The organism is uncultured Ferrimonas sp., from assembly GCF_947489035.1.
Taxonomy (GTDB): Bacteria; Pseudomonadota; Gammaproteobacteria; order Enterobacterales; family Shewanellaceae; genus Ferrimonas.
The window spans coordinates 65,035-91,355 of record NZ_CANLCI010000011.1 but is presented as its reverse complement, the minus strand read 5'-3'; the positions used below and the strand labels follow the sequence as shown (position 1 = coordinate 91,355).

Genomic DNA, 26,321 nt, shown 5'->3' with positions numbered 1-26,321 from the left:
GTACAGCCCCCAGCGCTGATTGTCGTTGCCCTAAAAGGTGTCGCGCTTTCCTGTTGTATAACCGCAAAGTGTTGCGGTTATGGTTGAGGAGTTAATGTGAAGACTGTAAACGGCGCGTTCAGGCTCGCCGTTTACAGTCAAAGCAAGGCAGGATAAGGCGCTGGTTAAGGCGCCAATTTGCTCAGTGCGCCATACAATTCGGGGCGCCGATCGCGGAACAAGCCCCAGCTGCGGCGGTTGGTCGCCGCGGCGTCGAGATCAATCTCGGCCAGCAGCACCGTTTCTTCGCTGCGATCGGCTTCGATCAAGAGGCCGCCGGTCTCGTCGGTGATAAAGGAGCTGCCGTAAAAGGTGGTTTCAATTTCGTCGTCCTGCTCGATACCGATGCGGTTGGAGGCGATCACCGGCACCATGTTGGCGGCGGCGTGGCCCTGCATCACCCGATGCCAATGATCTTTGCTGTCGAGGCTGGGATCCTGTGGCTCAGAGCCGATGGCGGTGGGGTAGAACAGCGCTTCGGCGCCATCGAGCACCATCGCTCGCGCCGCTTCTGGGAACCACTGATCCCAACAGATGGCGGCGCCAAAGCGACCGTAGCGGGTATCCCACACCTTAAAGCCGCTGTCGCCGGGGCTGAAGTAGAACTTTTCGCTGTAGCCGGGGCCGTCGGGGATGTGGCTTTTGCGGTAGCAGTCGAGCACGCGGCCATCAGCGTCGATCATCACCAAGCTGTTAAAGAAGTTGTTGTTGGCACGTTCGAAAAAGCTGATCGGCAGCACCACTTCCAGTTCTTTTGCCAGCGCCGCGAAACGTGGCAGCCAAGGGTGGTTGTCGAGCGGGTTGGCTAAGGCGAGGTAGTCCGCCTTCTGCTTTTTGCAGAAATAGAGCGCTTCGAACAGCTCTTGCAGCAAGATCACCTGCGCCCCTTGCTCGGCGGCGCGGCGTACGGCGGCTTCGGCGCGATTGAGGTTGGCGTCAAGGTTGTCGCTCAGCGCTAGCTGAGTGGCGGCAAAGGTTACGGTACGCATCAGCTTGGCTCCTGCATGGTGATGCAGTGGATGCCGCCGCCGCCGGCCAAAATGGGCATGGCGTCGATGGCAACCACTTCGCGAGTGGGAAATTGCGCTTGGATGATTTGCGCCGCTTCTTGGTCGTGATCGTTCTGACCAAAGGCGGGCACCACCACCACGTCGTTACCGAGGTAGTAATTGATGTAACTGAGCGCCAGCGGTTCGCCATCAAGGCTAACATCCTGCGGCTGGGGGATGGTGGTTAGCTGCAGTGGCTGGCCGTGGGCGTCGATTTGATTGCTTAGGTAAGCGGCATTGGCTTGGTAGCGCTCAAAATTGGGGTGCTGGCGGTCGTCGCAGTGCATGCTCAGCAGTTTGCCCGGGGCGGTAAAGGTGGCGATGTTATCCACGTGACCATCGGTATCGACATCCCCATGCAGCCCTTTGGGCAGCCACAGCAGTTTGTCGCCGCCTAAGCGGGTCAGCAGTCGCTGCTCAATCTCGGCTTGATTGAGGTTGGGGTTGCGATTGGGGTGCAACAGACACTCGGCGGTGGTCAGCAAGGTGCCTTGGCCGTTGCTGTGGATGGCACCGCCTTCAAACACCATCGCTTCCGTTTGCCACTGCAGCGGCTGTTGCTGCGCGAGCGCCTGCAGCAGCGCCTGCCCTGCGGCGGCGTCGTTGTGGTAGGGGTTGAACTTCTCGCCCCAAGCATTAAAGGCAAAATCGACCGCGCCGAGCCCCAGTTCGGGGTGAGTGACAAACAGCGGTAGGATGTCCCGCGCCCAGCTGTCGTCCAGCGCCAGCGGCAGCAAGGTAACGTTGTGCGCGGGCACCCGCTGTTGTGCTTCTGCTAACTGCTGTGGCCGCACCAATAGGGTGACCGGTTGAAACTGACTGATGGCGTCGATCACCTCGGCAAAGGCCTGTTTGGCGGCGTCAACGCCAAGGCTCCAGATCGCGTCGCGGCAAGGCCAAGCGACGTAGGTGCGTCGCTGTTGGGCCCATTCTGCGGGCATCTGCCAGCGTGATTGTGGCTGGCTCATTAATCCAGATCCTCAAGATAGGTGTAGCCGCCAAGGCCCAGTTCCAGCTCGGCCAGCACCGCTTGGCGTTCTGGCTTGGGCAGTTTGCTGGCCAACGATTTGTAGCTGCTGAGTAGGGTGTCGGCGTTGATGTTGACGTAGTTGAGCACATCGCGAACGCTGTTGCCACGCTGGATCTCGCCCAACTCAACGTTGCCAGCGTCATCAAGCCGTACGTCCACCGATTCGGTATCGCCAAACAGGTTGTGCAGATCCCCCAAGATCTCTTGGTAAGCGCCAACCATAAAGATGCCGATGTGGTAAGGATCGGCTGGATCGAAGGTGGGCAGCGGCAGGGTGGTCTCGATCCCTTGGCCATCCACGTATTGATCGATAATGCCGTCGCTGTCGCAGGTGATGTCGAGGATCACCCCCCGTCGCTCTGGTTGGCGATCCAGCCCCGACAGTGGCAACACCGGGAACACCTGATCGATGCCCCAAGCGTCCGGCAGTGACTGGAACAGCGAGAAATTGACGAACAAGCGATCCGCCAGTTTCTCGTTGAGCTCGTCGATGATCGGCCGGTGGGCGCGGTTCTTAAACGACAGCTGCTTGGCGATCAATTGGCAGGTGGCGGTGTGCACCTGTTCGCTCCATGCGCGCTGCTGCAAGTTAAGAGTGCCGAAGGTGTACATGGTATTCACTTCGGCGAGATCGCTCATGGTGTCGTGGTATAGCTCAACGACGGCACGCTGATCGGTGGTGGTTAGCACATCTTGGTAGGTGCGCCACAGGTTATCGAGGATGATCGGCGCGTCGGCTGACGGTGAGCTAAGCGCGCCCACTTGTTGAGTTTCGGCGCCGATAACGTCGGCGATCAGCACCGCGTGATGGGCGGTCATCGCTCGCCCCGATTCGCTGATCAGGTTGGGGTGCGGCAAGTTGTGTTCGCGGCACACGTCGCCAAGCACCCACACCACATTGTTGGCGTATTCGCGCATCGAGTAGTTGGCAGAGCAGGCGCTTTGGCTGCGGGTGCCTTCGTAATCCACTGCCAAGCCACCGCCGACATCAAGGTAATCGATGCGGGCGCCAAGTTGGTGTAGCTCGGCGTAGAAGCGGCCCGCTTCTTTAAGGCCGCGCTGGATGTCGCGAATGTTGGCCAGCTGCGAGCCTAAATGGAAGTGCAGCAGTTGCAATGAGTCGAGCATCTGCTCGGCTTCGAGACGGGCAATCACCGCTAAGATCTGGTGCGCCTTGAGGCCAAATTTCGATTTCACCCCGCCGGAGCTTTGCCAATTGCCGCTGCCTTGGGAGGCCAGTCGCGCTCGTACCCCTAGGCGCGGGGTGATCCCCATCGCCTTGGCTTCTTTGAGCACCAGCTCCAGCTCCGATTGCTTCTCTAGGACGATAAACACCTTGTGTCCCAGCTGTTCGCCGATCAGCGCCAAACGCACGTACTCGCGATCTTTGTAGCCGTTACAGACGATCACCGAACTGCCGCGTCCGGCTAATGCCAGCACCGCCAGCAGCTCTGGCTTGCTGCCGGCCTCAAGCCCAAGTTGCTTGCGCTCCAGTTGGTGTTGGCTGGCCAGCAGCCCCTCCACCACTTGGCGCTGTTGATTAACCTTGATCGGGTAGACCGCCAGATAGTCACCTTGATAACCGTAAGCGTCGATCGCCTCGTTAAAGTGATTACAGAGGTTGTGTACCTGCTGCTGCAGAATGTCAGGGAAGCGCACCAAGACCGGCAGGGTCATGCCGTTATCGCGCAACTGTTGCGCCAAGCGGTGCAGATCGATCTGCTGACCATTGGTTGTTGGGGTAGCAGCGACGTTACCGTTGTCACCAATGGTGAAGTAACCGTTGCTCCAATAGGGAATGTTGTAGGTCGACAGGGCGTCGTTGATGGTCCACATCGAAGGGCAAACTCCAAGGCGCCACCGGGGCGCCATTACGGTTACTCGGCTAAGGCATCCAGCACGTATTGCGGCAGGGCAAAACTGCCAAGGTGCAGCTGCGGGGTGTACCAACGGGTGCGGATATTGGCTTGCTCGAAGCGCGCACGGATGGTGTCGATGTTGTGTTGGCGCTGCTGTGGGTTATGGCTGGCCCAAGCGAAGGTCATGTCGCCGCCGATGTAGGTGGGCACGGCGGCTTTGTAGAAGCTTTGATCGGAAAAGTAAGGGCTTAAGCGTTTAGCGGTGGTGGTGACTTCATCCAACTGCATAAAGCAGACGCCGTTTTGGGTCACCAAGATGCCATCGTCGTTTAAGCAGTTGGCGCAGCCTTGATAGAAGTCGCTGGTAAACAGCGCTTCGCCAGGGCCAATGGGATCGGTGGAATCGGAGATGATCACATCGAATTTATCTTGGCAATTACGCACAAATTCACGGCCATCGCAGATCACCAGATTGGTGCGCGGATCGTCAAAGGCGCCGGCGCTGTGGTTCGGCAGGTAGGTTTTGCACATCTCCACCACCGAGGCGTCGATCTCCACCATGGTGACGTGCTCGATACGTTGATGACGTAGCACTTCCCGCAAAATACCGCCGTCGCCACCACCGATGATCAGCACCCGCTTGGCGTTGCCGTGGGCCAAAATCGGCGTATGAGTGAGCATTTCATGGTAGATAAACTCATCTTTTTCGGTGGTTTGAATCACTCCATCCAGTGCCATCACGCGGCCAAATTGGGCGTTGTCAAAGATGATCAGATGTTGGTGCTCGGTTTGACTTTCAAACAGCACCTTATCGATGCTGAAGCTTTGGCCGTAGCTGTTATATAGGGTCTCTAAATAGCGTTCGCCCTTAACCATGGTGAGCTGCTCCAAAAAATTTATTAGCGCCGTTGGCGGCGGAGTTGTTGTGCAGGCGTTATACCTTGTGAATGCAAAATTGCAAACAAAAATCAAATTCGCTTCCTGCCTGTTAATTGTATGTTGGATTTGCTGGAGAGATCGCTACAATAGCGCCGCTCAGACTGGCTGGGCAGAGCAATCGATGGAAAGTTCGAGCGATGTTTTTTGAAGGGTCAGAAAAGAAAGTTGAGATAGTGGTTACCGCCGCTGCGGCGGATCTGCGTCGGCGCCCAAGGGCGTTTTGGACTGAGCTGGTGAGTCGCTGCAACGCCACCATTTTATCGGAGCTGCATAACGAGCAGCTGGACGCTTATCTGTTGTCGGAATCGAGCCTGTTTGTGTGGGACGATCGCATCTTGATGATCACCTGTGGTGAGATCACGCTCGTGGATTCGGTCGCGTTCTTTATCGATGCCATTGGCCGCGACCGGATCGCCATGGCCAGCTTTCAGCGCAAAAACGAATACCAATCACACCTGCAAAGAACCTGCTTTGACCAAGACATGGCGCGGCTCAATCAGTTGCTGGCGGGTAAGGCGTATCGCTTAGGCCATTTGGATGGTCACCACAACTACGTCTGGCATATGGACAAGCCGTTTGCGCCGCCGACGGATGACATCACCACCGAACTGCTGATGTACCACATTGAGGGGCCAGCGGCGCAGTATTTGCGCAGCGATAAGCAAAGTGCCGATGGCATCGCCGAGCTGTTGCAGCTTGAGCAGCTGTTCCCTGGCTTTGCCTTTGATCAGCACCTGTTTGAGCCCTTTGGTTATTCAATGAATGGCATTCGTGGCGATCAGTACATCACCATCCACATTACACCGCAGGAGGACAGCTCCTACGTCAGCTTTGAAACCGATCTGGATATCGCCGCCGAGTGCCCGCAGTTGCTGCAGCAGTTGATCGCCATTTTGCAGCCCAGCTCGTTTGATCTGATCACCTTCAATACCACGCCGAGGTTAACGCCACCGCCAAACATGGTCTGCGTTGCGTGGCAGCAACAACCCTTGGCTTGTGGCTATCAAGTGGAGTTTCGCCATTGGTTAAGTCAGGCTGAACACGCCCAAGCGGGGCTGCAATTAAGCTAAAAAAACGAGCGCTCCGGCGCTCGTTTTTTATTGCGGCACGGATTATTGCGGTGTGACCACCCAGTCGAAGGCGGTGGTTTGTTCGGCGCTGACCGTAATGGGGCCGCCACTTTGATAGAGGGTAAACCCATCCTGTTCGGTTTGATGGCTGTCGGGCAGATCGGCCGCGGCGGTGCAGCTGTAGCCGAGGCTGTATTGACCGGCGCCAACAAAGCCAAACTCATAGCCCATGGTGTTGTCTGTGGCGTTGACGTTGGCCACCGCCACTGGTGCTTGCAAGCTGCTGTCAGCGGGGTAGTCGCCATCGCCAATGCTGTCGCCTTGATCGGCTTGAGCCACGTCACCGGCGTAGAGGTAGATCGCATGTTGCGGGGTGGCGGCACCGCTGTCGGTTTCGCAGTTGCTCATCAGCTCGGCGCTGACGCTGCCGCTGATGGTGCCCGCTTGGGCCAAGTTCACCAAGGTAACCGAGTTGGGCTTAATGAACATCCCCGCTTGGCCAACGGGATCCACTAGCCCTTGGCGCAGATCAAACTCCACCACAAACTGATTGATGCCGCTGTTGATGTTCAGCAGTTCGTTGTCTTTGGCAAACGCCAAGCGACCACTGTCACTGGTGTCGTCGGGGCGGGTGCCGAAGCAGCTGCCGTTGGCGTTAACCTGCAGCGACACGATGCCGTTGTCGCTGTCGACAAAGGAGCGCTGCTCACTGCCATCCCCATCGAGGGCGTAAACGCATAAGCGGTAATTGCCCACCGGCAAGGTGGCACTGTTGATCAAGGTGGCGCTGTTGCTGCCTTGGTATGCGAGCAGATCGAGCTGTTGGGGTGCATCATTGTCCTGACGCAGATCGAGGATCTGGGCGTCGTTGCCATTTTCTGGCACCAGCACCGCGTAATTAAAGGCCAATACCACGCGGTTGGCGCTGTCCACCGGCGCGTCTGAAATCGCCAAAGAGAACTGGCCTTGGCTCGCTTCTGGGGCGTCAGAGCCGCCGCTGCCGCCACAGGCGCTTAGCAGCATCGCAATCGGGATGAGGGGGGTGAGTTGGCGCATGGGCTAATTCCTGACGGATTGGTAAAGTTTAACTGTAGTTTGCGCCATTATTCCCGTTTTGCAATGTCATTGAAATCGCATGTGGTAATGCGTGAGCGAGGCTCAGTAAGGGGCGTCCGTTGTTTGGGTAATCTCGTGCAGTGGCACAGAAATAGGGGGCGTGACTGCGGCGGTAGCCCACCAACCGCTGCCACGCCAAAGTGAGTTACAGCTCTTTGTACAGCTTCGGGTTAAAGGCATCGCGCAGCCAGTCGCCCAACAGGTTGATCACCAGCACCAAGGTCACCAGCACGATGCCTGGGAAGGCGGAGATCCACCAGCTGCCGCTGAAGATGTAGTTAAAGCCGATGGAGATCAGCGAACCCAGCGACGGCTCGGTTACTGGCATGCCCAAACCTAAGAACGACAGTGCCGCTTCGCTCATGATGGCGTTGGCGATCTGTACCGTCGAAATCACCAAAATGGGGGTGAGGGTGTTGGGCAGAATGTGGCGGAACATGATGCGGAATGACTTAAAGCCCATGACTCGCGCCGCGTCCACATACTCTTTCTTTTTCTCCGCCAATACCGAGGCTCGCACGGTACGGGCGTACTGCGGCCATTCGGCGATGCCGATGATCAGCACCAGCATCACCACCGCATATTGGCTATAGAGCTCCGATCCCAAGGTGGCTTGGACGATGGCGGAGATGATGATCGCCACCATCAAGGTGGAGAACGACAGTTGGATGTCCGCCGCGCGCATCAGCAAGTTATCAATCTTGCCGCCAAAGTAACCGGCAGTCATGCCAACGGCGATGCCGATGGTGGCTTGCAGCAGTACCGCAGCAAAACCGATCAGCAGTGAGATGCGCGAACCATACAGGATGGTTGACCAGATATCGCGGCCTTGGTCGTCGGTGCCCAGCAGGAAGCGACTGTCGCCCATCTCTTCATCCCACGCCGGTGGCAGCTCGGAATCCATGATGTCCAAAACCGCCAGATCGTAGGGGTTTTGGTTCGACAGCACCGGCGCGAACACCGCGCCGATAACCAGCAGCAGCAACACCGCGCTGGCTGCGATGGCGACTTTGTCGCGGCGAAACAGGTAGAACAGATCGGATTGTTTGATGCGCTGCCACCGTGACAGCTCGGATGCGTTGTGGCTCATATTATTGCTTCCCAGTCAGGTTCACGGTTGGGTTGATCAGGCCGTAGAGCAGATCAACGATGGTGTTGGTGGTAACGAACACAAGGCCGACCACAATCACGTAGGCGACGATCAGCGGCGCATCAACGCGGTTGATCGCCTCTAGGAACATCGAGCCCATGCCCGGCCATTGGAAGACGGTTTCGGTCAAAATGGTGTAGGCCACCATGGTGCCAATTTGCACCCCGCCGACGGTCAGTACCGGCAGCATGGTGTTTTTAAAGGCGTGCTTAAACCACACCTGACGCTGGGGCAAGCCTTTGGCTTGGGCGAATTTAACGTATTCGCTTTGCAGCGCTTCCACCATTTCGGCGCGGATCAGGCGGATAAACAGCGGCAGCATGATCGACGCCAGCGCGACTGATGGCAGCACCAAGTGAGCCAAGCCGTCGGCGGTCATAAAGCCCGATTCCCACCCCAGCACATTGGCGGTTTCGCCACGGCCGTAGGATGGCAACCAGCCCAGTTCAATCGAGAACAGGTACATCAGCAAGATGGCGGTCAGGAACACGGGGATTGAGATCCCAGCGGTGGAGATCCCCAATATCAGCTTCGAACCGATGCTGTTGGGTTTGATGGCGCAATACATTCCCGCGGGAATCGAGCAGACCACAATGATGATCAGCGCGCCGAACACCAGCTCTAAAGTGGCCACCATTTTGTCGCCAATAACGTCTAGGGCTGGGCGTTTGAAGAAGTAGGAATCGCCCAGATCCCCTTGCACCGCATTAGCTAAAAAGCGGCCGTACTGCACCATAAAGGGATCGTTAAGCCCCATCTGATCGCGCAGCGCTTGGCGCTCGGCTTCCGATACCGATTGGCCAACCATCTCACGCAACGGATCACCAAGGTTGTCTTGGATAGAAAAAGCGATCATCGAGATGATGAACATAACGACGGCTGCTTGGGCAAACCGGCGGATCAAAAAAGTGAACATAAAAAACGATCCGTACTGGTGACTGAAACAAATAAAGTGGAGGGAGGCTCGCTAACTCGAACGCCTCAAGGTAATCAAAACGGCTCGATAACCTCCCTCCGAAACACAGCGGCGGCAGTGGCTGCACTGCCGCCTAGGCGTTGGGCTTACTTAACCACCAGATCGCCAAAGTAAGGGAAGTTCATGGCGTTAACCACTGGGGCAATGTCCAAGCCGGTGCGGGCGCCCCAGGCCAAGTTTTGGAAGTGCAGTGGCACAAGCGCGGCGTCGTCGTAAGCGATGCGTTCAGCCTGTTGCAGCAAGGCACTGCGCTTGGCGGTGTCGGTTTCGCTGTTGGCGGCGATCACCAGCTTGTCCAGCTTGCTGTTGCTGTAAGAACAGTTGTACTGGCCGGCGCCGGTGTCGGCATTGCGGCTCATCAGCAAGAACTCGAAGAAGTTGGCGGTGTCTTCGGTGTCGGCGTGCCAACCAATCATCTGCATGTCCGCTTCACACAGGTCGTACTGTGGCCAGTACTGCGCTTTCGGCATGGTTTTTACGTCCACTTTAATGCCGATTTTGGCCAGCATCGACGCCACCGCTTGGGCGATGTTTTTGTCGTTAACGTAGCGGTTGTTCGGAGCGATCAGGCTCATAGAGAAGCCGTTCTCGTAACCGGCTTCCTTCAACAGCGCCTTGGCTTTTTTGACGTCGTAGCGTGGTGCTAAGTCCGCGTCGTAACCGGCGTAACCCGCTGGGCTCATCTGGCCGGTAGGGGTAGCAAAGCCGCGCATGATCTTCTTAGCGATGCCTTGGTTGTTGATGGCGTGCACGATGGCCTGACGCACGCGAACGTCTTTCAGCGCTTCGTTGGTGTTTTGGTTCAACTGGAAGGTGATGGCGCGGGTGCCGCCCATGGTCACCAGTTCCACGCCGTTGGTTTTCTTCACGCGTTTGTGATCGGTTGGGGCCACTGGGGCGATCATGTCGACATCGCCAGACAGCAAGGCCGCCACGCGGGTGCCGGATTCTTTGATTGGCACCAAGGTCATGTTGTCGACGTTACCGGCGCTGGCTTTATCCCAGTAGTTGCCGTTGCGGGCAAACTTCAGTTTTACCCCTTGCTCGCGGGATTGCACGATGAACGGGCCAGTCCCAGAGATATGGCCAGAGGCGTAGGTAGAGCCGTGCTTCACCAACGCGCCTTTGTCTTTGCCGTTGGCATCCACCCCAGAGTAGAACTTGCTGTCCATTGGGAAGATGTAGGTCGCGGACTGCATCACCAGCGGGAATGGGCCCTTGGTGATCAGTTCGAAGGTCAGATCGTCAATCACTTTGATCGGTTCGAACTGGGCAAACAGGCCACGGAAATCGGGGCTGGATTGCAGGCGGTTCAGGGTCCACGCCACGTCTTTGGTGGTCAGTGGGTTGCCGCTGTGGAACTGCACGCCATCACGCAGGGTAAAGCGGATGGTGTTTTCATCAATGCGCTGCCAGCTTTCGGCCAAGCGCGCTTCAAAGCCAAAGCTTTGATCGAAACGCACCAGCGGATCGAAGGCGATGTGAGACAACTGCATGGTGCCACCGGACAGCTGCTCGTGCGGATCCAGTGATACGGGATCGGCGTCAAACGCCACGGTGATGTCGGCGGCTTGGGCGCTGCACATTAGGCCTGCGGCCAGTAGCGCGGTGCTCAGTTTCGATAATGCTTTCATGGTTGCCTCACTTGTTATTGTATTGATTTTATTAGTTTTAAATTCTGGTTACGCAACGTGCTGGGCGTTGGCGTTGGCGTTGGCGTTGGCGTTGTTAGCGTTGGCGCCGCTTGGTGCCTTTATCTGCGGCATCAGCCCAATCAGCGATTTGGTGTAGGGGCTTTGCGGTCGCTCGAACAGCTGTTCGGTTGGGGCCACTTCCAGCAGGGTGCCTTTTTGCATCACGCCGATGCGGTCACACATCTGGCGGATCACCGGTAAGTCGTGGCTGATGAACAACATGCTGAGGTTGAGTTCATCTTGCAGATCCTTCAGCAGGTTCAAGATCTGCGCCTGTACCGACACATCCAGCGCCGAGGTTGGCTCATCGCAGATCAGCAATCGAGGCCGAGTGGCCAAGGCGCGCGCGATGGAGATCCGCTGCCGTTGACCGCCAGAGAATTCGTGCGGGAAGCGCAGCCCCGCTTTGGCCCCAAGCCCAACGTGATCCAGCAGATCGGCGACGATTTGCCGAATTTCGCGTTCGTTCTCGGCCAAATTGTGGAAGCGGATCGGCTCGGCGATGATGTCGGCCACCTTCATCCGTGGGTTCATCGAGGTGTATGGGTTCTGGAACACCATCTGCATCTGGCGGCGCAGTGGGCGGCGCTCGCGCTCGGATTTCAGCGCGGTGAGATTAATGCCTTCAAAGTTGATGACGCCGCTGTCGGCCTCTTGTAAGCCAGCGATGATCCGCGCCACGGTGGATTTGCCCGAGCCAGACTCGCCCACCAAGCCAAAGCTTTCGCCTTCGGCGATGTCGAACGACACGTTGTTGGTGGCGTGCAGGCGCTGGCGGCGGGATGGGAAGATGCTGTCTTTGATGGTGAAGTGCAGATCCAAGTTCTGCACCTGCAGCAGCGGCCCGTCGTGCTTAATAAAGTCTTGGGACTGCCCCAGCCAGTGGTTGGCCACGTCAATCTGTGGCACCTCTTCCGCTTGCTCGATGTAGTTCACCAGCGGAAAGCGATCCAGCTTCACATCCGGGCGCGGCACCGCGCTGATCAAGCTTTGGGTGTATGGGTGGGTTGGCGCGTGCAGGATCTGCTCGGTCTGGCCCAGCTCAACCAGATCGCCACGGTACATCACCGCCACCCGATCACAGACGTTGGCCACCACGCCCATGTCGTGGGTGACCAGCATGCAGCCAACGTTGCGCTGCTCACACATCTGCCGGATCAGCTTGAGGATCTGATCCTGTACCGACACATCCAGTGCGGTGGTGGGCTCATCGGCGATGATCAGCTCTGGCTCGCAGCTCATGGCGATGGCGATCACCACCCGCTGGCGCATGCCACCAGAGAACTGATGCGGGTATTGCTTAATGCGCTGCTCTGGTTGCGGAATGCCCACCTGTTTTAGCAGCTCCAGCGAGCGCTCAAACGCTTCTTGTGGGGATACCTGCAGGTTGGCGACGATGGTTTCCACCATCTGCTGTTCAATGGTGAACAGGCTGTTGAGCGAGGTCATCGGATCTTGAAAGATAAAACCGATGCGGCTGCCGCGAATCGAGCGCATCTGCTGGTTGGTTAAGCCCGAGATCCGCTCGCCATTTAGGGTTACTTCACCGCCGGCGACGCGACCGGGCTTGCTCAGCAGGTCGATAACGCCGTTACCAATGGTGGACTTACCGGCGCCGGACTCGCCCACCAGGCCTAAGATCTCGCCCGCTTCCACCTTGAAGCTGATGTCATTAACCGCCCGCGCTACCCCGTGGCGGGAGGGAAACTCAATGCGGAGCTGGTTTACCGTAAGCAGTGACATAAGACCTCGTTACTTATCATTATCTTTTTTAGTGTTAATGGCGGAAGCCCCACAGCTGCTGAGGTGATCCTGCGATCCCGTCAGTGTTGGCCGTTTGGCGCAGGGTGGAATGCCATGCCAGCTGGGCTTAACTGAATGAATATGCAAATTCACGCTATCGGTTGTGTCGCGGTGGTAACAGGCCAAGGGGTGCGGGTTGTGATTGCGGTTGTGGAACGGGCGAATGCGTGATGATCATCAATAACCGATCGGCAACAAGTGGGCGTAACGCCGCATTGTTGCGTTGATGTTTAATTGGTTGTTCTGTGGTGGCTTTGCTGTCATCGCGACGAGTGTTGATGCCGTTTGAGTTACAACTTCGGCTTACGTTTTGGCAACAACCGCTGCGGAGTTATTCGATCTGCAGTGTGAGGGCGGCATTTGCTGTGATCGCTCGGGAGTTTTGTGGGTGTTTTGTGATGTTGCAAAGTTGTGGGGCGGCTGGTGCTGATGTGATTTTGAGGCGAATTGGCACTAAATGGGGCAATTGTTCAGGAGGCTGGCGGCAACACGAGCAGGCGATGGAACTGTGCTAAGGGGAATGTGTGGCCAAAAGTGACGTTGTCGGCTGACGTGTCACTTTTAGTATTAGTTGTTGTTTTTAAAGGTTATTTCGTTGTTTTTGATGGTGTTGCTGATTATGGTGCCAGAGGTGGCGTTCGTGCCGCGAATGAATAGTTTTTGCATGGCTATTCTCCATAGAAAAAGTAACCTTTTTGATTAGTTTTTCTAATGATGGTTGCGGCTGGCTGCCGCAACCATCATCAGGGGTAAATGAAGGGTTACGGCTTGGTTACTGCAGCGGAGTAAAGCGGCCATCAAGGCTCAGTTGCAACGACACGTTCACATTGCTGACGTTGTTAAATTGCAGGGTGACTCGCTGTGGCGCATCCAGCAATAACTGGCCGCTCATCTGGAGGCCACTGGCGTCCACTAATGGCCGTGGCTCGGCTAAACCAAGGGCCGAAAACTGCAAAGGGCCATCGCTGTGCCAGCGATAATACAGCGGTTGGTGGGGCTCTACATTCACCGCCAAGCGCAGCTGCCGTTGCGGTGCCAACTGATGCCGTTGCTGCAGTTCGTTACTCGGTTGCCAGCGCGGCGCTTCGGTTAAGCCAAAGGCGGCGCCTAAGCCCGTGGGGTCGATGTCGTACTCCAGTGGCAGGATCAACACCACCATCGCCAGTACCACCACCAAGGCGGCGATTAGGTTGGCTTTGATCATGGTGCTGGTTGAGTGCATTGGTATTTTCAGAGAGCTCATGGTGCGGTTCCTTCTGCGGGCCAGCGTTAATGCCTTGCTTGCGAAGCGGTTGCGATGGCATGGCGGCTTGGGCAAATACTGTTAATTCACTGTAACAAAGTGGTTTTTTGCCGAAACGATTTTGTGCTGAGAATGGCGCCCCAGTGGGGTTTTGGGTTAAAGCGTTGGCTTGTTGGCATTGGTTAATGAATTGAGTGACAAAAACTCAATTCAAAGAGGGCGGGGTGGGAGCAAGCCGGTGCTTTGTGGTTGCCGTGCTCGGCTGGGATTCACACTGGTTGGTGGATGCGGTTGGGGTGTCGTTTATTGGTGGCGATCCTAGCCGTTTTTTACGGTTAGCCACGGCATCGGTGCGGTTTTGTTGGGCGTTGCCGAGGGGGTGGTCAGCAACGTTGATAAGGGGTGATCTGGCGCAAGGGGGTTGGCCTGTGGCAGCCTGATTCCACTTTCGTTCGATTACGCCTGCGGCTAATCGCACCTGATGGGGTTGTGTGCCGCCGCGTAGGTCACGTTAGCCGCTGTTTGGCGTAACGTGACAGTGCCAATGGTTGCCATTTCTTGGTGCCTTTGTTCGATTCCCTATTGATTCCACTTTTGTGCGATTACGCCTGCGGCTAATCGAACCTACATTGGGTTGTGTGCCGCCGCGTAGGTCACGTTAGCCGCTGTTTGGCGTAACGTGACAGTGCCATGCGGTGAGTGCCAACCTTCCACCTCGATTCCCGATTGATTTCACTTTTGTTCGATTACGCCTGCGGCTAATCGCACCTACTTTGGCGTAAGGTGACAGTCGCCAATGGTTGCCATTTCTTGGTGCCTTTGTTCGATTCCCTATTGATTCCACTTTTGTGCGATTACGCCTGCGGCTAATCGCACCTACGTGATGGGGTTGTATGCCGCAGCGTAGGTCACGTTAGCCGCTGTTTGGCGTAACGTGACAGTGCCATGCGGTGAGTGGCAACCTTCCACCTTGATTCCCGATTGATTCCACTTTTGTGCGATTACGCCTGCGGCTAATCGCACCTACGGCCCAATTATCTGAACTTTCATCCAAGCCAAAAAAAACGCCGAAGCGGGGCTTCGGCGTTTGCTTAAGGGTTCTTCCGGTTAGTGACGGTGCAGATCCATGATGGCGTCTGAGCCGTCGTCGTCACCATAATCAACCTCTTCATCGGGGATGAAGTCTGGGATGGTGGGTGCTGGCGGCCGGATCACGAGGGATTCTGGGGCGCGCAAGCTCCAGACGTTGCCCTGCACTTCGCTGCCATCATCCAGCAGGGTATCCACCCGCCAGTAGTAGCTGGCGCTGTACGCCAGTGCACCCAAGCTCACGCTGTTGCTTGGCAACAAGGCGCTGTGCAGGGCGCTGCTGTCGCCACGCTCTACCGCACCCGCGTCGCTGCTCAGATACAAACGGTAGCCGAGGATCTGCGCTTGCAAGCTGCTGTGGTTGCTCCAGCTTAGGTTCACCGCATCCAGCGACTGCACTTGGCCGTTGCCAGGGAATGGCGACAGAGCCGGCAGGCGCTGTTGGTACAAGGCGGCGATCTGCTCGGCGCTAAAGGCCTCGTGGGCGACGATGATCTCATCGATGCCGTTGTTGCCGGTGGTGGTGTAAGCGGAGTCGGTCTGACCGGCTTTGGCGTAAGAGCCGCGACCGTAGGTTTGACCGGTGCCCGAGGTCGACACGTAGCTAAAGTGCGCTGGGATCTCGACGCTGGTGGCCAGTACCCCATCGACGTAACCGTTGAGGGTGCGTTGCGCCCAGTCGACTGTCATCGCCACATGGTGCCAGCGATCGCTGTCGGCCAAGGTCGGCACATCCGCGGTGGCGGTTAACAGCGGCGCGCGGGTGGTGGCGTTTTTATCGTGGATAGCAAATTGCAGCTGGTACTGATCCTGCTCTGGGTTGTAGATGGTGGAGATAATCCAACCATCGCCGACCCAGCCACCATTAAACAGACGCCCACGGCTGGCCAGCTCGTGGCGGCCGATCATGGTGTCGTCATTACGGAACCACATCGAATAGCTGAAGTTCTGATCGTTGATCTCCCAGATGTGCGGGTGATGCTGACCTTTGTGACCATCATTCACCTGATCGCGCTGGTAGAACGGCCACTGGCTTAGCTGGTAATTAACCGCTTCACCAGCAGCGCCATTCTCAACCCGTTTCGAATCACAGTTCAGCGGGTTGTCCTGATTGATCTCAGGATCCCAGCCTTTGTAACCCCAGTTACGCATCCGCATCAGCGGCACCGGCGAGTCGTAGATATTGATAATATCGTTGACCAAACCGGCACTCATGCTGTTGTTGAAGTTACTGAAGTCGTTTTCGACACAGGTGTTGGCGTCCAAGCTGTAGTAGTCGCTGATCCCCGGCGCTTCCACGTTAAGGTGCAAGATCCCGCGGGTGGATTGGCCACTGGCGTCTTCCAATACGTAGAAGGCTTCCACTTGACCGATCCAGCCTTTCGGTGGGGTAAAGTCGATGCTGTCGTCGCCGTTAATGGTGAACTGTGAACCACTGGCCCCCGGGGTTGAGGTATCCATCACCACCACCTCGGTGATCTGCATCGGCGTGTTGTTGGGATCCCAATCGTTGCTGATCACATCCAAGCGGGTGCTTTGATCGCGCAGCACACTGGCGTGATCCGGCTGGGCCACCGGATGCACCGGCCAGCGCGGGTAGGACACGCGTTTCATGTCCAGCAAACGCGAGCCGTTCGACCAACGCACTTCATTTTTGTTGGCCGAAGTACGCTGCACCAAGATTGGCGCGCTGGTGGCGACGCCATTACCGCCGCGCATTGGGCCGCTGCCGTACACCCGCTCTGGGCTGCATTCGTGCTTACAGCCTTGAATGTGGCCCATCTCGTGCTGTGCGGTTGGCTGATTGCCCCAACCTGGGGTCGCCTGCCACCACCAGCCGTTGGTGAGGCCGTGGGAGCTGCCCGGCGATACCCACCAACCCAGCTCGTAGTAAGTGCTGCCTTCCTGAACCCGTTGATCCCAGAAGTAGGCCTTACTGTTACCAAAGTTATCGCGGAAGCGCGCCCGATCGGTGTTGTTGCCATCCACTTCCACCATCATGTCGCTAAAGATGATGCGGTGGTGGTACTGACGCATGGCGGCGTAGTCGGAGTTAAGGTTATGGAACTCGGCATAGCCCATGGCGCCAGCGATGTTGTTGTTACCGTAGGCCGGATGGCTGAACACCTGATAGGAGATCTGCATCGCCTCGTCGCGGCGGAAGACGTGGTAGTCGTCGCCGTTTTGCGGGATGTAGAGCTGATCTTCGGTCGGCATCGGGCCAACGTCATTCCAGTTCTCCAGCGGTGGCTGCCACGCCATCTGGTACTTCGCCAGTGTTGGGTTATCCGTGGCACAGATGCTGTCGTCTGCTAACGGCAACTGATGGCGGTTGTAGATGCTGCCATCGGCGCTGAGCTCGAAGTACGGCGCGGCGTTGTAGCCCAAGAACACGCTGTAGCTGATGCTGCAGTCCGGCATGATCACCGCGTTGATGTTGGAATCGGGCTCGCCAACAATCTGACCGCGGAAGGTACGCACTTCCGGAATGTCGGTGGGGCGCACAACGCCCCCATTGGCGCTGATTTTCGGATCGATGGTGCCTAACTGGAACTGCTCGGAACGCAGCGAGTAACGCTGCAGCTTGATGTCCACCGGTTGATCCCAATCGTCGATGCGGTTATCGCCGTTGGTGTCCATGGCCAGCAGCGACACAATCACCGTATCGGGCAACTGCAGCATGTGATCATTGGGGTTCAGCCCAGCGTTGATCTCGTCGCCGTTGTTGATGCCATCGCCGTCGGTGTCGCTGTTGGCGCCATCGCTTGGATCGTTTGGATTCAAGTTGTTGGCCAGCTCATCGCGGTTGCTGATGCCGTCGTTATCTAAGTCGCCGTGCAGATCGGTGCCATCGAACGGATCGAGGCCGTTGTCGAGCTCATCGCGGTTGTTGATGCCGTCGTTATCGCTGTCGACCAGATCCATGTCGTTGCCATCAAGCGGATCGAAGCCGTGCTCCAGCTCCAGACCGTTGTTGACCCCGTCGCCATCGCTATCGACGTTGGCGCCATCGCGGTTATCGAGTGGGTTCAGGTTGGCTTGGGCTTCGTCACCGTCGCTGATGCCGTCTTGGTCGCTGTCGCGGTTGCTTGGATCGGTGCCCAGCTGCGCTTCAACCACGTCGCCAAGGCCGTCCATGTCGCTGTCGAACAGCTGGCAGGATTCCGCTATCGCCAGTTTCCACAACATGCTTTCACTGCCGCGGATGCGGATCTGCGAGTTCAGCCCCTGCGCCACCTCTATGCTGCTGTGGTAGTCGACTCGTCCTGGGTTGTCTGCCAAAGACCAGTTGTCCGACAGGCGAGTGCCGTCAGCTAACCGTTCAACCCAACTGGTGCGCGCGCCACCGGAGGAGGAGGCACCCAGTTCGGCGGTCAGATCGTAGCTTGGACAGACACTGTTGATCTGATAGTGCATGTCCAAGTGGTTCCAGACCGAGGTGCCATTACTTTGGTACACCTGCTGGGCATCGCCATAGCCGATAAGCTCGAAGCGGGTGGCCATGTGCTGTTTTGGCGTTAACTTGGCGGCCATCTCTGGCACAAACATCTCGTGGCTTGGTACGTCGCTGAGCACTCTGAAGTCCTCAACCGCACGAGCCTGGTAAGTGGTTAAGTTACTTTGGTAAGGGTTGGTGCCTTGCAGCTGCTCTTGCTGATCCAGCACCCCGTCGTTGTCGCTGTCGGCAGGGCGTTCGCTGGCATCCAGCGGCGCGTAACCAAAGCGAATTTCGTCGTAGTTGCTGGCGCCATCGCCATCGGCGTCCGCCTGCGCATCGGCAGGGTTTAATGGATCCAAACCGTACTTCAGTTCGTCGGCGTTGCTGATCCCATCGTGATCGCTGTCGGCGCGGTCACCGTCGCTTGGATCCAGTGGATCTAAGCCGTAACGCACTTCGTCGCCATCCCGTAGGCCATCGCCATCGGTGTCTGGGTTGGTGGCATCGGTGCCGTGGATTGCTTCACGCACGTCGGTTAAGCCGTCCATGTCGCTGTCGCCAATGGCGTCGACCACACAGTTCGCTTCAATCCGCAGGCTGTTGATCAGGCTGTTGCGACCAAGCAGTTGCAGCTGCTCTGGCATGCCATCGGCCACGCCATCAATCTGCGCGCTGTAGGTGACCAGCCCACCGGCGGAAACGTCGGTGAACGGCAACACTTCTACGTCGTCATTTTCTCGCACGATTTTGACGTAACGGGCCACGTTGCCGCTGGTCATGCGACCGGCAACCAGGGTCAGGGTGTAGTTAGGACACTGTAACCCCGCCAGCTCGAAGTTAAGCGATTGGTAACCGCCGTAGATCGAGAAGTTGTTGGCGTCATCCACCCGTTGGCCAGCGCCGCTGGCGCGCAGCTGCAAGCTGGCGTCGTCGCTGACTTTGACCGTCAGTTGCTGGCGCAATGGGTCGGTGAAGTCGGCGTTGTCGGGGGTGCCGACAAGTTCAGAGAAGTCCTCCAGCAGATCCACTTGGTAGATGCGGTTGGCGATCAGCGGTTGCTCATCGTCGCCGTCCAAGATGGTGTCGTTGTCGTCATCGGGATCGGCGTTGTTGCCGATGCCGTCGTGATCGGTATCAACGGTTTCGTTGGGATCCAGCGGGAAGGCATCGTTTAGGTCGTTGACGCCGTCGTTGTCGTCATCGCTATCGGCGTTGTTGCCAATGCCATCGCCATCGCTGTCGCGCCATTCGGTTGGATCCGTTGGGAACGGATCGGCGTCGTCGTTGATGCCGTCGTTGTCGCTGTCTCGATCGGCGTTGTTGCCAATGCCGTCGTTGTCGCTGTCTTGTGACTCGGTTGGATCCAACGGGAAGGCGTCGTCTGCATCGTTGATGCCGTCGTTGTCGTCATCTGTGTCGGCGTCATCGCCAATGCCGTCGTGATCGTGGTCGTGCTGTTCGTTGGGATCGAACGGCAGGGCATCGAACGGATCATTGACCCCGTCGTTGTCGTCGTCGGGATCGCGGTTGTCGCCAATGCCGTCGTTATCGCTGTCGTAGGCTTCGCTGGCGTCGTTGATGAACTGGTCGTAGCGGTTGGCCACGCCATCGCCATCGGCATCGAGTTCGGCGTCGCTTGGATCGGTCGGGTTCAGGCCATTGTCCACTTCGCGGCGGTTGCTGATGCCGTCGTTATCCAGATCCTGCTCGGCGTCGCTCGGATCGCTCAGATCTAAGCCAAAGCGGTGCTCGTCGCGGTTGCTGATGCCATCGCCGTCTAAGTCCAGCTGACCATCTTGGTAGAAGTGCGGGTTGAGGCCGTGGCTGATCTCGACGTGGTTAGGAATGCCATCGCTGTCGCTATCTAGGGCGCCATCGTTGCCGTTAAGCGGATCGAAGCCAAACGCGATCTCGTCGCCGTTGTTGATGCCATCGCCGTCGGTGTCGGCGTGGCTGCCATCGGCGGGATCAATCGGGTTGAGGCCGTGGGCTAACTCGATGGGATCGTCCAGACCGTCGTTGTCGCTGTCGGCCAGTTTCGGGTTGGTGCCTTGGCTCAGCTCGAACTGATCGGGCAGGGTGTCGAGATCCCAATCCATCAGCTGACACTGGGCCTGAACGCCAATGCGTTCCAGTCGCATGCGGTTACCCACCACCACAATGGTTTCGGTGCTGCCCAGCGTGTCGATCTGGAAATTACGATCCGCACCACCGCCACCGCCGACGTGGATCTGCGGCTGGATCGCCAAGCCATCTTCACTGCGGCTGATGCTTAAGGTGCGAGTGCCACTGCCGCTGGATTGCCCTGCGTGAGACACCAAGGTGTAGCTGTCGCACAACATGTTGTTGAGGGTGAAGGTTTGGGTCATGTCGCCAAAGACGGCAAAGTTGCCATCGCGGTCGTACAAGCCATTTTGGTAGGCGCTCCATTGGAAGCGGGTGTGCCGCTGCTGCTTGCCGCTGACGCGGGCAAAGCCGGCATCGGTGATGGCCGAGCTGTCTGCTTGGTCCACTTCGGCAAAGGTTTCCAGCAGATCGATGTGGTAATCGATGCGGTTGGATTGGCTTGGATCGGTGCCTTGTTCCAGTTCGTACTGATCTGGCCAACCATCGCCATCTTGGTCGATGCCAACGTCGGGGGTGGTTGGGTTGGGATCGAACTGATCGTCAATGCCGTCGCCGTCGTCGTCATTATCGGCGTTGTTGCCGATGCCGTCGTTGTCGCTGTCGAGGGATTCCGATGGATCCAGCGGGAAGGCGTCGTCGCGGTCGTTGCTGCCGTCGCCATCGTCGTCGTCATCGGCGTTGTTGCCGATGCCGTCGTGGTCGCTATCGATGGTTTCAGAGCCGTCTAGCGGGAAGGCGTCGTCGGCGTCGTTAACGCCGTCGCCATCGTCGTCGTCATCAACGTTGTTGCCGATGCCGTCGTTATCGGTGTCCAGCGTTTCGCTGTCGTCGAACGGGAAGGCGTCGTCGGCGTCGTTCACGCCGTCGTTGTCGTCGTCCAGATCGGCGTTGTCGCCAATGCCGTCGTTATCGAAATCAAGGTAGTCGTTGCCGTCGGTTGGGAACAGATCAACGTTATCGTTGCTGCCGTCGCCGTCGGTATCCGCCAGTTTCGGGTTGGTGCCTTGGATCAGTTCCAGTCGGTCTGGAATGGTGTCGAGATCCCAATCGGTTAATTGACATTGGGCGCTGATGTTCATTTCCCGTAGCCACAAACGGCGACCGGTAACCACTAAGGTTTCTGCTGTGGCGATGCTGTCGATGGGGTACTGGTAATCGGCTCGACCTAATGGCGCGATGTCCATGTAGGGTTGGATTTCGGTGCCATCTTCGCTGCGGGTGATGGTGATCGCGCGTTCGCCACGGCCGCTGGAGGCGCCAAAGTGGGTCGAGAGGGTGTAGCTGTCACACAACAGGTTGCTGACCGTGAAGGTCTGCTCCATGTCGCCAAAGACGGCGAAGCCGTCGTGTCGATCAAACAAGCCGCCTTGATAGTCGCTCCACTGCAAGCGGCTGTGGCCAAGCTGTTTGGGGGTGACACGGGCAAAGCCTTCATCGTTGACCAGGCTGGTATCCGCCTGATCCACTTCGGCAAAGGTTTCCAACAGATCGATGTGGTAATCAATCAGGTTGGATTGGCTTGGATCGGTGCCTTGATCCAGTTCGTATTGATCTGGCCAGCCATCGCCATCTTGGTCGATGCCAACGTCGGGGGTGGTTGGGTTGGGATCGAACGGGTCGTCAATGCCGTCGCCGTCGTCGTCGCTATCGGCGTTGTTGCCGATGCCGTCGTTGTCGCTGTCGAGGGATTCCGATGGATCCAGCGGGAAGGCATCGTCGCCGTTGTTGACGCCGTCGTTGTCGTTATCTGGATCGCTGTTGTCGCCGATGCCGTCGTGGTCGGAATCGATGGTTTCGTTGCCGTCTAACGGGAAGGCGTCGTCGGCGTCGTTAACGCCGTCGCCATCGTCGTCGTCATCAACGTTGTTGCCGATGCCGTCGTTATCGGTGTCCAGCGTTTCGCTGGCGTCGAACGGGAAGGCATCGTCGGCGTCGTTCACGCCGTCGTTGTCGTCGTCGCTGTCGGCGTTGTCGCCAATGCCGTCGTTATCAAAATCGAGGTAGTCGTTGCCGTCGGTTGGGAACAGATCGACGTTGTCGTTGCTGCCGTCGCCGTCGGTATCGGCCAACTTAGGATCGGTGCCTTGCAGCAGCTCGACCTTGTCGGCAATGGTGTCGAGATCCCAATCGGTTAATTGGCATTGGGCGCTGATGTTCATTTCCCGTAGCCACAAACGGCGGCCGGTAACCACCAAGGTTTCTGTCGCGGCGATGCTGTCAATCGGGTACTGGTAATCGGCCCGACCTAATGGCGCGATGTCCATGTAGGGTTGGATCTCGGTGCCATCTTCGCTGCGGGTGATGGTGATTGCGCGTTCGCCACGGCCGCTGGAGGCGCCAAAGTGGGTCGAGAGGGTGTAGCGGTCACACAATAGGTTGCTGACCGTGAAGGTCTGCTCCATGTCGTTAAAGACGGCGAAGCCGCCGTGTCGATCAAACAAGCCGCCCTGATAGTCGCTCCACTGTAAGCGGCTGTGGCCAAGCTGTTTGGGGGTGACACGGGCAAAGCCTTCATCGGTGATGGCGCTGCTGTCGTTCTGGGCCACTTCGGCAAAGGTTTCCAGCAGCTCAACCGCGTAATCTTGCAGGTTGGACTGATAAGGATCGGTGCCTTGGGTGATCTCTTGATGATCGCTCCAGCCGTCGCCATCGCTGTCGGCGCCGCTGTCGGGCACCGTTGGCTCGGGATCGATGTCGTCGTTAAGGCCGTCGTTGTCGTCATCGGGATCTTGGTTATCGCCGATGCCGTCGTTGTCGCTGTCGAGGGACTCGGTTGGATCCAGCGGGAAGGCGTCATCGCCGTCGTTCACGCCGTCGTTGTCGTCGTCATTATCAATGTTGTTGCCGATGCCGTCGTTGTCGCTGTCGAGGGATTCGGCTGGATCCAGCGGGAAGGCGTCATCGCTGTCGTTAACGCCGTCGTTGTCGTCGTCATTATCGGCGTTGTTGCCGATGCCGTCGCTATCGCTGTCGAGGGATTCTTGCGGATCGTGGATAAAGGCGTCGTCGCCGTTATTTACGCCGTCGTTGTCGCTGTCGCCGTCGCGGCCATCGCTGGGATCGCGGGGATTTAAGTGGTTATCCAATTCGAAGCGGTTGCTGAAACCGTCGTTATCGGCGTCTTGCTCGGCGTCGCGGGGATCGTTGAGATCAAACCGATGGGTAAATTCATCCACGTTGCTCATGCCGTCGCTGTCTAAATCCAGCAGGGCATCGGCGGGGTTGTTGGGATCTAAGCCCAGCGCCACTTCGGTTTCGTTGGGGATGCCGTCGTTATCGTCGTCGCCACCACCGAAGGGATCGCTGCCTTGGTCGTATTCTTGGCGATCATCAATGCCGTCTTGGTCGGTATCGGCGCGTAACGGATCGGTGCCTAACAGCCGCTCTAAGCGGTCGGGCAGGGTGTCTAAATCTAAATCCAGCAGGGTACATTGGCCGCTGATATTAACCTGACCCAGCCACATGCGGCGGCCTTCAAAGTGGATCTGATCGCTGTCGCTGCTGCCTTCGAGGCTGAAGGTTTCGGTGCGTGGATTGCGGTAGCTGGCAATGTCGGTTAATGGCTTAATGACGCTGTCGTCGTTAAGCCGATTCACGGCGATGGAGCGCACCAGTTTGCGGCTAGAGCGGCCGTAATCAAAGGATAAGTCGTAGCGGTCACACAGGGCGTTGTTGACGTTCATGGTCAGATCGAAGTCGCCAAAAACCGCTTCGCCGCCATGAACATCAAACTTCATGGTGCCGCTGTGTTGGCCATATTGCAGGCTGGTGAACTGGGCTTGTTTCGGGGTGAGCGCGGCCACGGCGGCGGCGTCCAGTACGGCACTGTCGCGTGCATCAATCTCGGTAAAGTCTTCGGCAATCTCGAAGCGGTAGTCGAGCAAGTTGGATTGCAGTGGATCACTGCCTTGGGCGAGCTCGTCGCTGTCGCTGATGCCATCACCATCGGTATCGGTGGTGGCTGTTGCCGCTGACTGCTGGCGGTGATGGGTTAACGCCAATTCATCATTGAGGAGGCTCTGGGGTTGAGCCCCCACGGTAATGGGTTGTGCCAGCGTATCGCTGCCAGTGAACGCTAACGTCAGTGCGAGAGCGAGCAGCGATGGCCTTATTTTATTGGAACTGTTCATTATCACCTCGGTGTGATGGCAGTAATATAAGTAATGCCTACACAAGTTTGTTCTAATAAGTTACAGGTTGTATTTTTATATTGTTACTTACGCCTAAAGATATTTTTGCATATTTACTTTCAGCCAGAAACAACAAGGAATTGGCGTTTGTCGATAAACTGTCACTTGGTGGTTAAAGGTGAAAAGTTATTCAGTTGCTAAAGAGCTAACTCAAAAACCAATAAATTATAAGATTTTGATTTTAAATGTATTTTTAAGTTTGTGCGTTTGGTTTGTTAATGGTTTGATCTGTGTTAGGGCGCTTTTGCCAATGTTTTCCTGTTGATTATTTATTTTTGTTTTTTTCTATATTTAAAATTAGAGCTAAAGCTCTATATGGGATATTTACGCGGTTGGTTTTAATTTATAAAACTGGTTTTACGATTAAACCAACATGAATTTCGTTCAGGTCGATTGGCTTAGCATGGTTGGCGTGAAAATAATGTGAAAATAAAGCAAAGGTACGGAAAACAAAAAGCCCCGCAACAAGGTTGCAGGGCTTTTTTATTACTTAATATTTAACCGCAATGCGGTTTAGCTCTCGAAGTGCTTCGCCATCAGTTGCAAGGTGGCGTAGGTGTGCTCAAGTTGCTCGCGGCTGATTTTTTCGGCGGCACTGTCGGCCCAATGGCTTTGCTTTAGATCCAGCTGCTGATAGATCTTTTCCCCTTCCGGGGTGAGCATGGTCAGTTTGGCACGCTTGTGGTTGGGGTTGTCTTGCCACTGTAATAAGCCGTCTTTCACCATCACATCAGCAATGCGTTGGGTGGCTTGGCGACTTTGCCCCATGGTGCGGGCGATCTGCGCTACGGTGAGCGCCGTTTGCGCTTTGGCAATGGCGCCCAGCACCTTCCAGCGGGCACTGCTCATGCCGAATTCTTCTGCCATGTCATCGCCTTGGGCATTCAACATGCCGCCGACCTTAAACATCTCTAACACGATAGTGGTGAACAACTCACCGTTGGATTGCTGATTCATGCGGACGGATCTCTCCCGTTAACTTTGACAACATGCTGTCATCGGGTCTAGTATTGACAACGTGTTGTCAACTGTACTCCAGAGGAGAGAGATATGAAACCATCCATTCATCGATTGGCTGCGTTGCTGGCGACCACCTGCATCGCCACCTTTTTCTGCGCCACTGTGTTGGTGGAGCTGTTTGGGTCGATTGCGGCCGTCCAGCAAGTGAAAGCGCTGATCGTGTTTCCGGGTTTGTTCATCTTGATCCCGGCCATCGCGACGGCGGGTGCCACCGGAGCTGCGATGGCGAAACGGCGTAAGGGGCGATTGGTCGAGGCCAAGCAGAAGCGGATGCCATTTATCGCGGCGAACGGCCTGTTGATCTTGATCCCCTGTGCCTACTTCTTAGATCAGTGGGCCAGCGCCGGTCAGTTCGACAGCACTTTCTACGCACTGCAAGCCCTTGAGCTGCTTGCCGGTGCCACCAACTTGACCCTGATGAGCATGAACCTCTTTGCCGGTCGTCAGCTGGTTAAAAAAGGACGCCGGAAATCGGCGTGAATGCCGAG

Annotated in this window: 14 protein-coding genes; 2 read left to right on the top strand and 12 right to left on the bottom strand. The window is 57.0% G+C overall.

Going from position 1 to position 26,321, the window contains the following annotated elements; genetic code table 11:
- Positions 1 to 164: 164 nt before the first annotated feature.
- Genes aguB through speE form a run of 4 tightly spaced genes read right to left on the bottom strand, consistent with a single transcriptional unit; the run spans position 165 to position 4,853 of the window.
- Complete coding sequence (gene aguB / locus Q0796_RS08820) at positions 165 to 1,031, bottom strand: N-carbamoylputrescine amidase (protein WP_298442102.1); 867 nt, start codon at positions 1,029 to 1,031, stop codon at positions 165 to 167.
- Positions 1,028 to 2,056 (bottom strand): agmatine deiminase family protein, encoded by a 1,029-nt coding sequence (locus Q0796_RS08815; protein ID WP_298442057.1) that lies wholly within the window; start codon positions 2,054 to 2,056, stop codon positions 1,028 to 1,030. Before Q0796_RS08815 ends, aguB begins: the two co-directional genes overlap by 4 nt.
- A complete protein-coding gene (gene speA / locus Q0796_RS08810; protein ID WP_298442055.1) occupies positions 2,056 to 3,954 on the bottom strand; it encodes a biosynthetic arginine decarboxylase in 1,899 nt (632 codons plus the stop codon). Before speA ends, Q0796_RS08815 begins: the two co-directional genes overlap by 1 nt.
- A gap of 41 nt (positions 3,955 to 3,995) precedes the next feature.
- Entirely contained in the window at positions 3,996 to 4,853 is an 858-nt protein-coding gene (speE, locus tag Q0796_RS08805) for a polyamine aminopropyltransferase (RefSeq protein WP_298442053.1), read from the bottom strand.
- A 200-nt stretch (positions 4,854 to 5,053) separates the two neighbouring features.
- Between speE and Q0796_RS08800 the strand changes: the two genes are divergently transcribed.
- Positions 5,054 to 5,986, top strand: coding sequence for an adenosylmethionine decarboxylase (locus Q0796_RS08800; protein ID WP_298442051.1), 933 nt, complete (start codon positions 5,054 to 5,056; stop codon positions 5,984 to 5,986).
- A 42-nt stretch (positions 5,987 to 6,028) separates the two neighbouring features.
- On the opposite strand, the gene Q0796_RS08795 is transcribed toward Q0796_RS08800, so the two are convergent.
- The 8 genes from Q0796_RS08795 to Q0796_RS08760 form a co-directional block, all read right to left on the bottom strand.
- Complete coding sequence (locus Q0796_RS08795; protein ID WP_298442049.1) at positions 6,029 to 7,042, bottom strand: DUF4382 domain-containing protein; 1,014 nt, start codon at positions 7,040 to 7,042, stop codon at positions 6,029 to 6,031.
- Positions 7,043 to 7,247: 205 nt separating this feature from the next.
- A complete protein-coding gene (locus Q0796_RS08790) occupies positions 7,248 to 8,192 on the bottom strand; it encodes an ABC transporter permease (RefSeq protein ID WP_298442047.1) in 945 nt (314 codons plus the stop codon).
- A 1-nt stretch (position 8,193) separates the two neighbouring features.
- Positions 8,194 to 9,168: an ABC transporter permease gene (locus Q0796_RS08785; RefSeq protein ID WP_298442044.1), complete on the bottom strand. Its 975-nt coding sequence runs from the start codon at positions 9,166 to 9,168 to the stop codon at positions 8,194 to 8,196.
- Positions 9,169 to 9,314: 146 nt separating this feature from the next.
- Positions 9,315 to 10,862 carry an ABC transporter substrate-binding protein gene (locus tag Q0796_RS08780; protein ID WP_298442043.1) on the bottom strand — a complete coding sequence of 516 codons (1,548 nt, stop codon included), beginning with the start codon at positions 10,860 to 10,862 and terminating at the stop codon, positions 9,315 to 9,317.
- A 48-nt stretch (positions 10,863 to 10,910) separates the two neighbouring features.
- Positions 10,911 to 12,665 (bottom strand): ABC transporter ATP-binding protein, encoded by a 1,755-nt coding sequence (locus tag Q0796_RS08775; RefSeq protein ID WP_298442041.1) that lies wholly within the window; start codon positions 12,663 to 12,665, stop codon positions 10,911 to 10,913.
- An 832-nt stretch (positions 12,666 to 13,497) separates the two neighbouring features.
- Positions 13,498 to 13,968: a hypothetical protein gene (locus Q0796_RS08770; RefSeq protein WP_298442039.1), complete on the bottom strand. Its 471-nt coding sequence runs from the start codon at positions 13,966 to 13,968 to the stop codon at positions 13,498 to 13,500.
- A gap of 1,107 nt (positions 13,969 to 15,075) precedes the next feature.
- Positions 15,076 to 24,753 (bottom strand): hypothetical protein, encoded by a 9,678-nt coding sequence (locus tag Q0796_RS08765; protein ID WP_298442038.1) that lies wholly within the window; start codon positions 24,751 to 24,753, stop codon positions 15,076 to 15,078.
- A gap of 573 nt (positions 24,754 to 25,326) precedes the next feature.
- Positions 25,327 to 25,770 carry a MarR family transcriptional regulator gene (locus Q0796_RS08760; RefSeq protein ID WP_298442036.1) on the bottom strand — a complete coding sequence of 148 codons (444 nt, stop codon included), beginning with the start codon at positions 25,768 to 25,770 and terminating at the stop codon, positions 25,327 to 25,329.
- Positions 25,771 to 25,863: 93 nt separating this feature from the next.
- Between Q0796_RS08760 and Q0796_RS08755 the strand changes: the two genes are divergently transcribed.
- Positions 25,864 to 26,313: a hypothetical protein gene (locus tag Q0796_RS08755; RefSeq protein ID WP_298442034.1), complete on the top strand. Its 450-nt coding sequence runs from the start codon at positions 25,864 to 25,866 to the stop codon at positions 26,311 to 26,313.
- Positions 26,314 to 26,321: the final 8 nt, after the last annotated feature.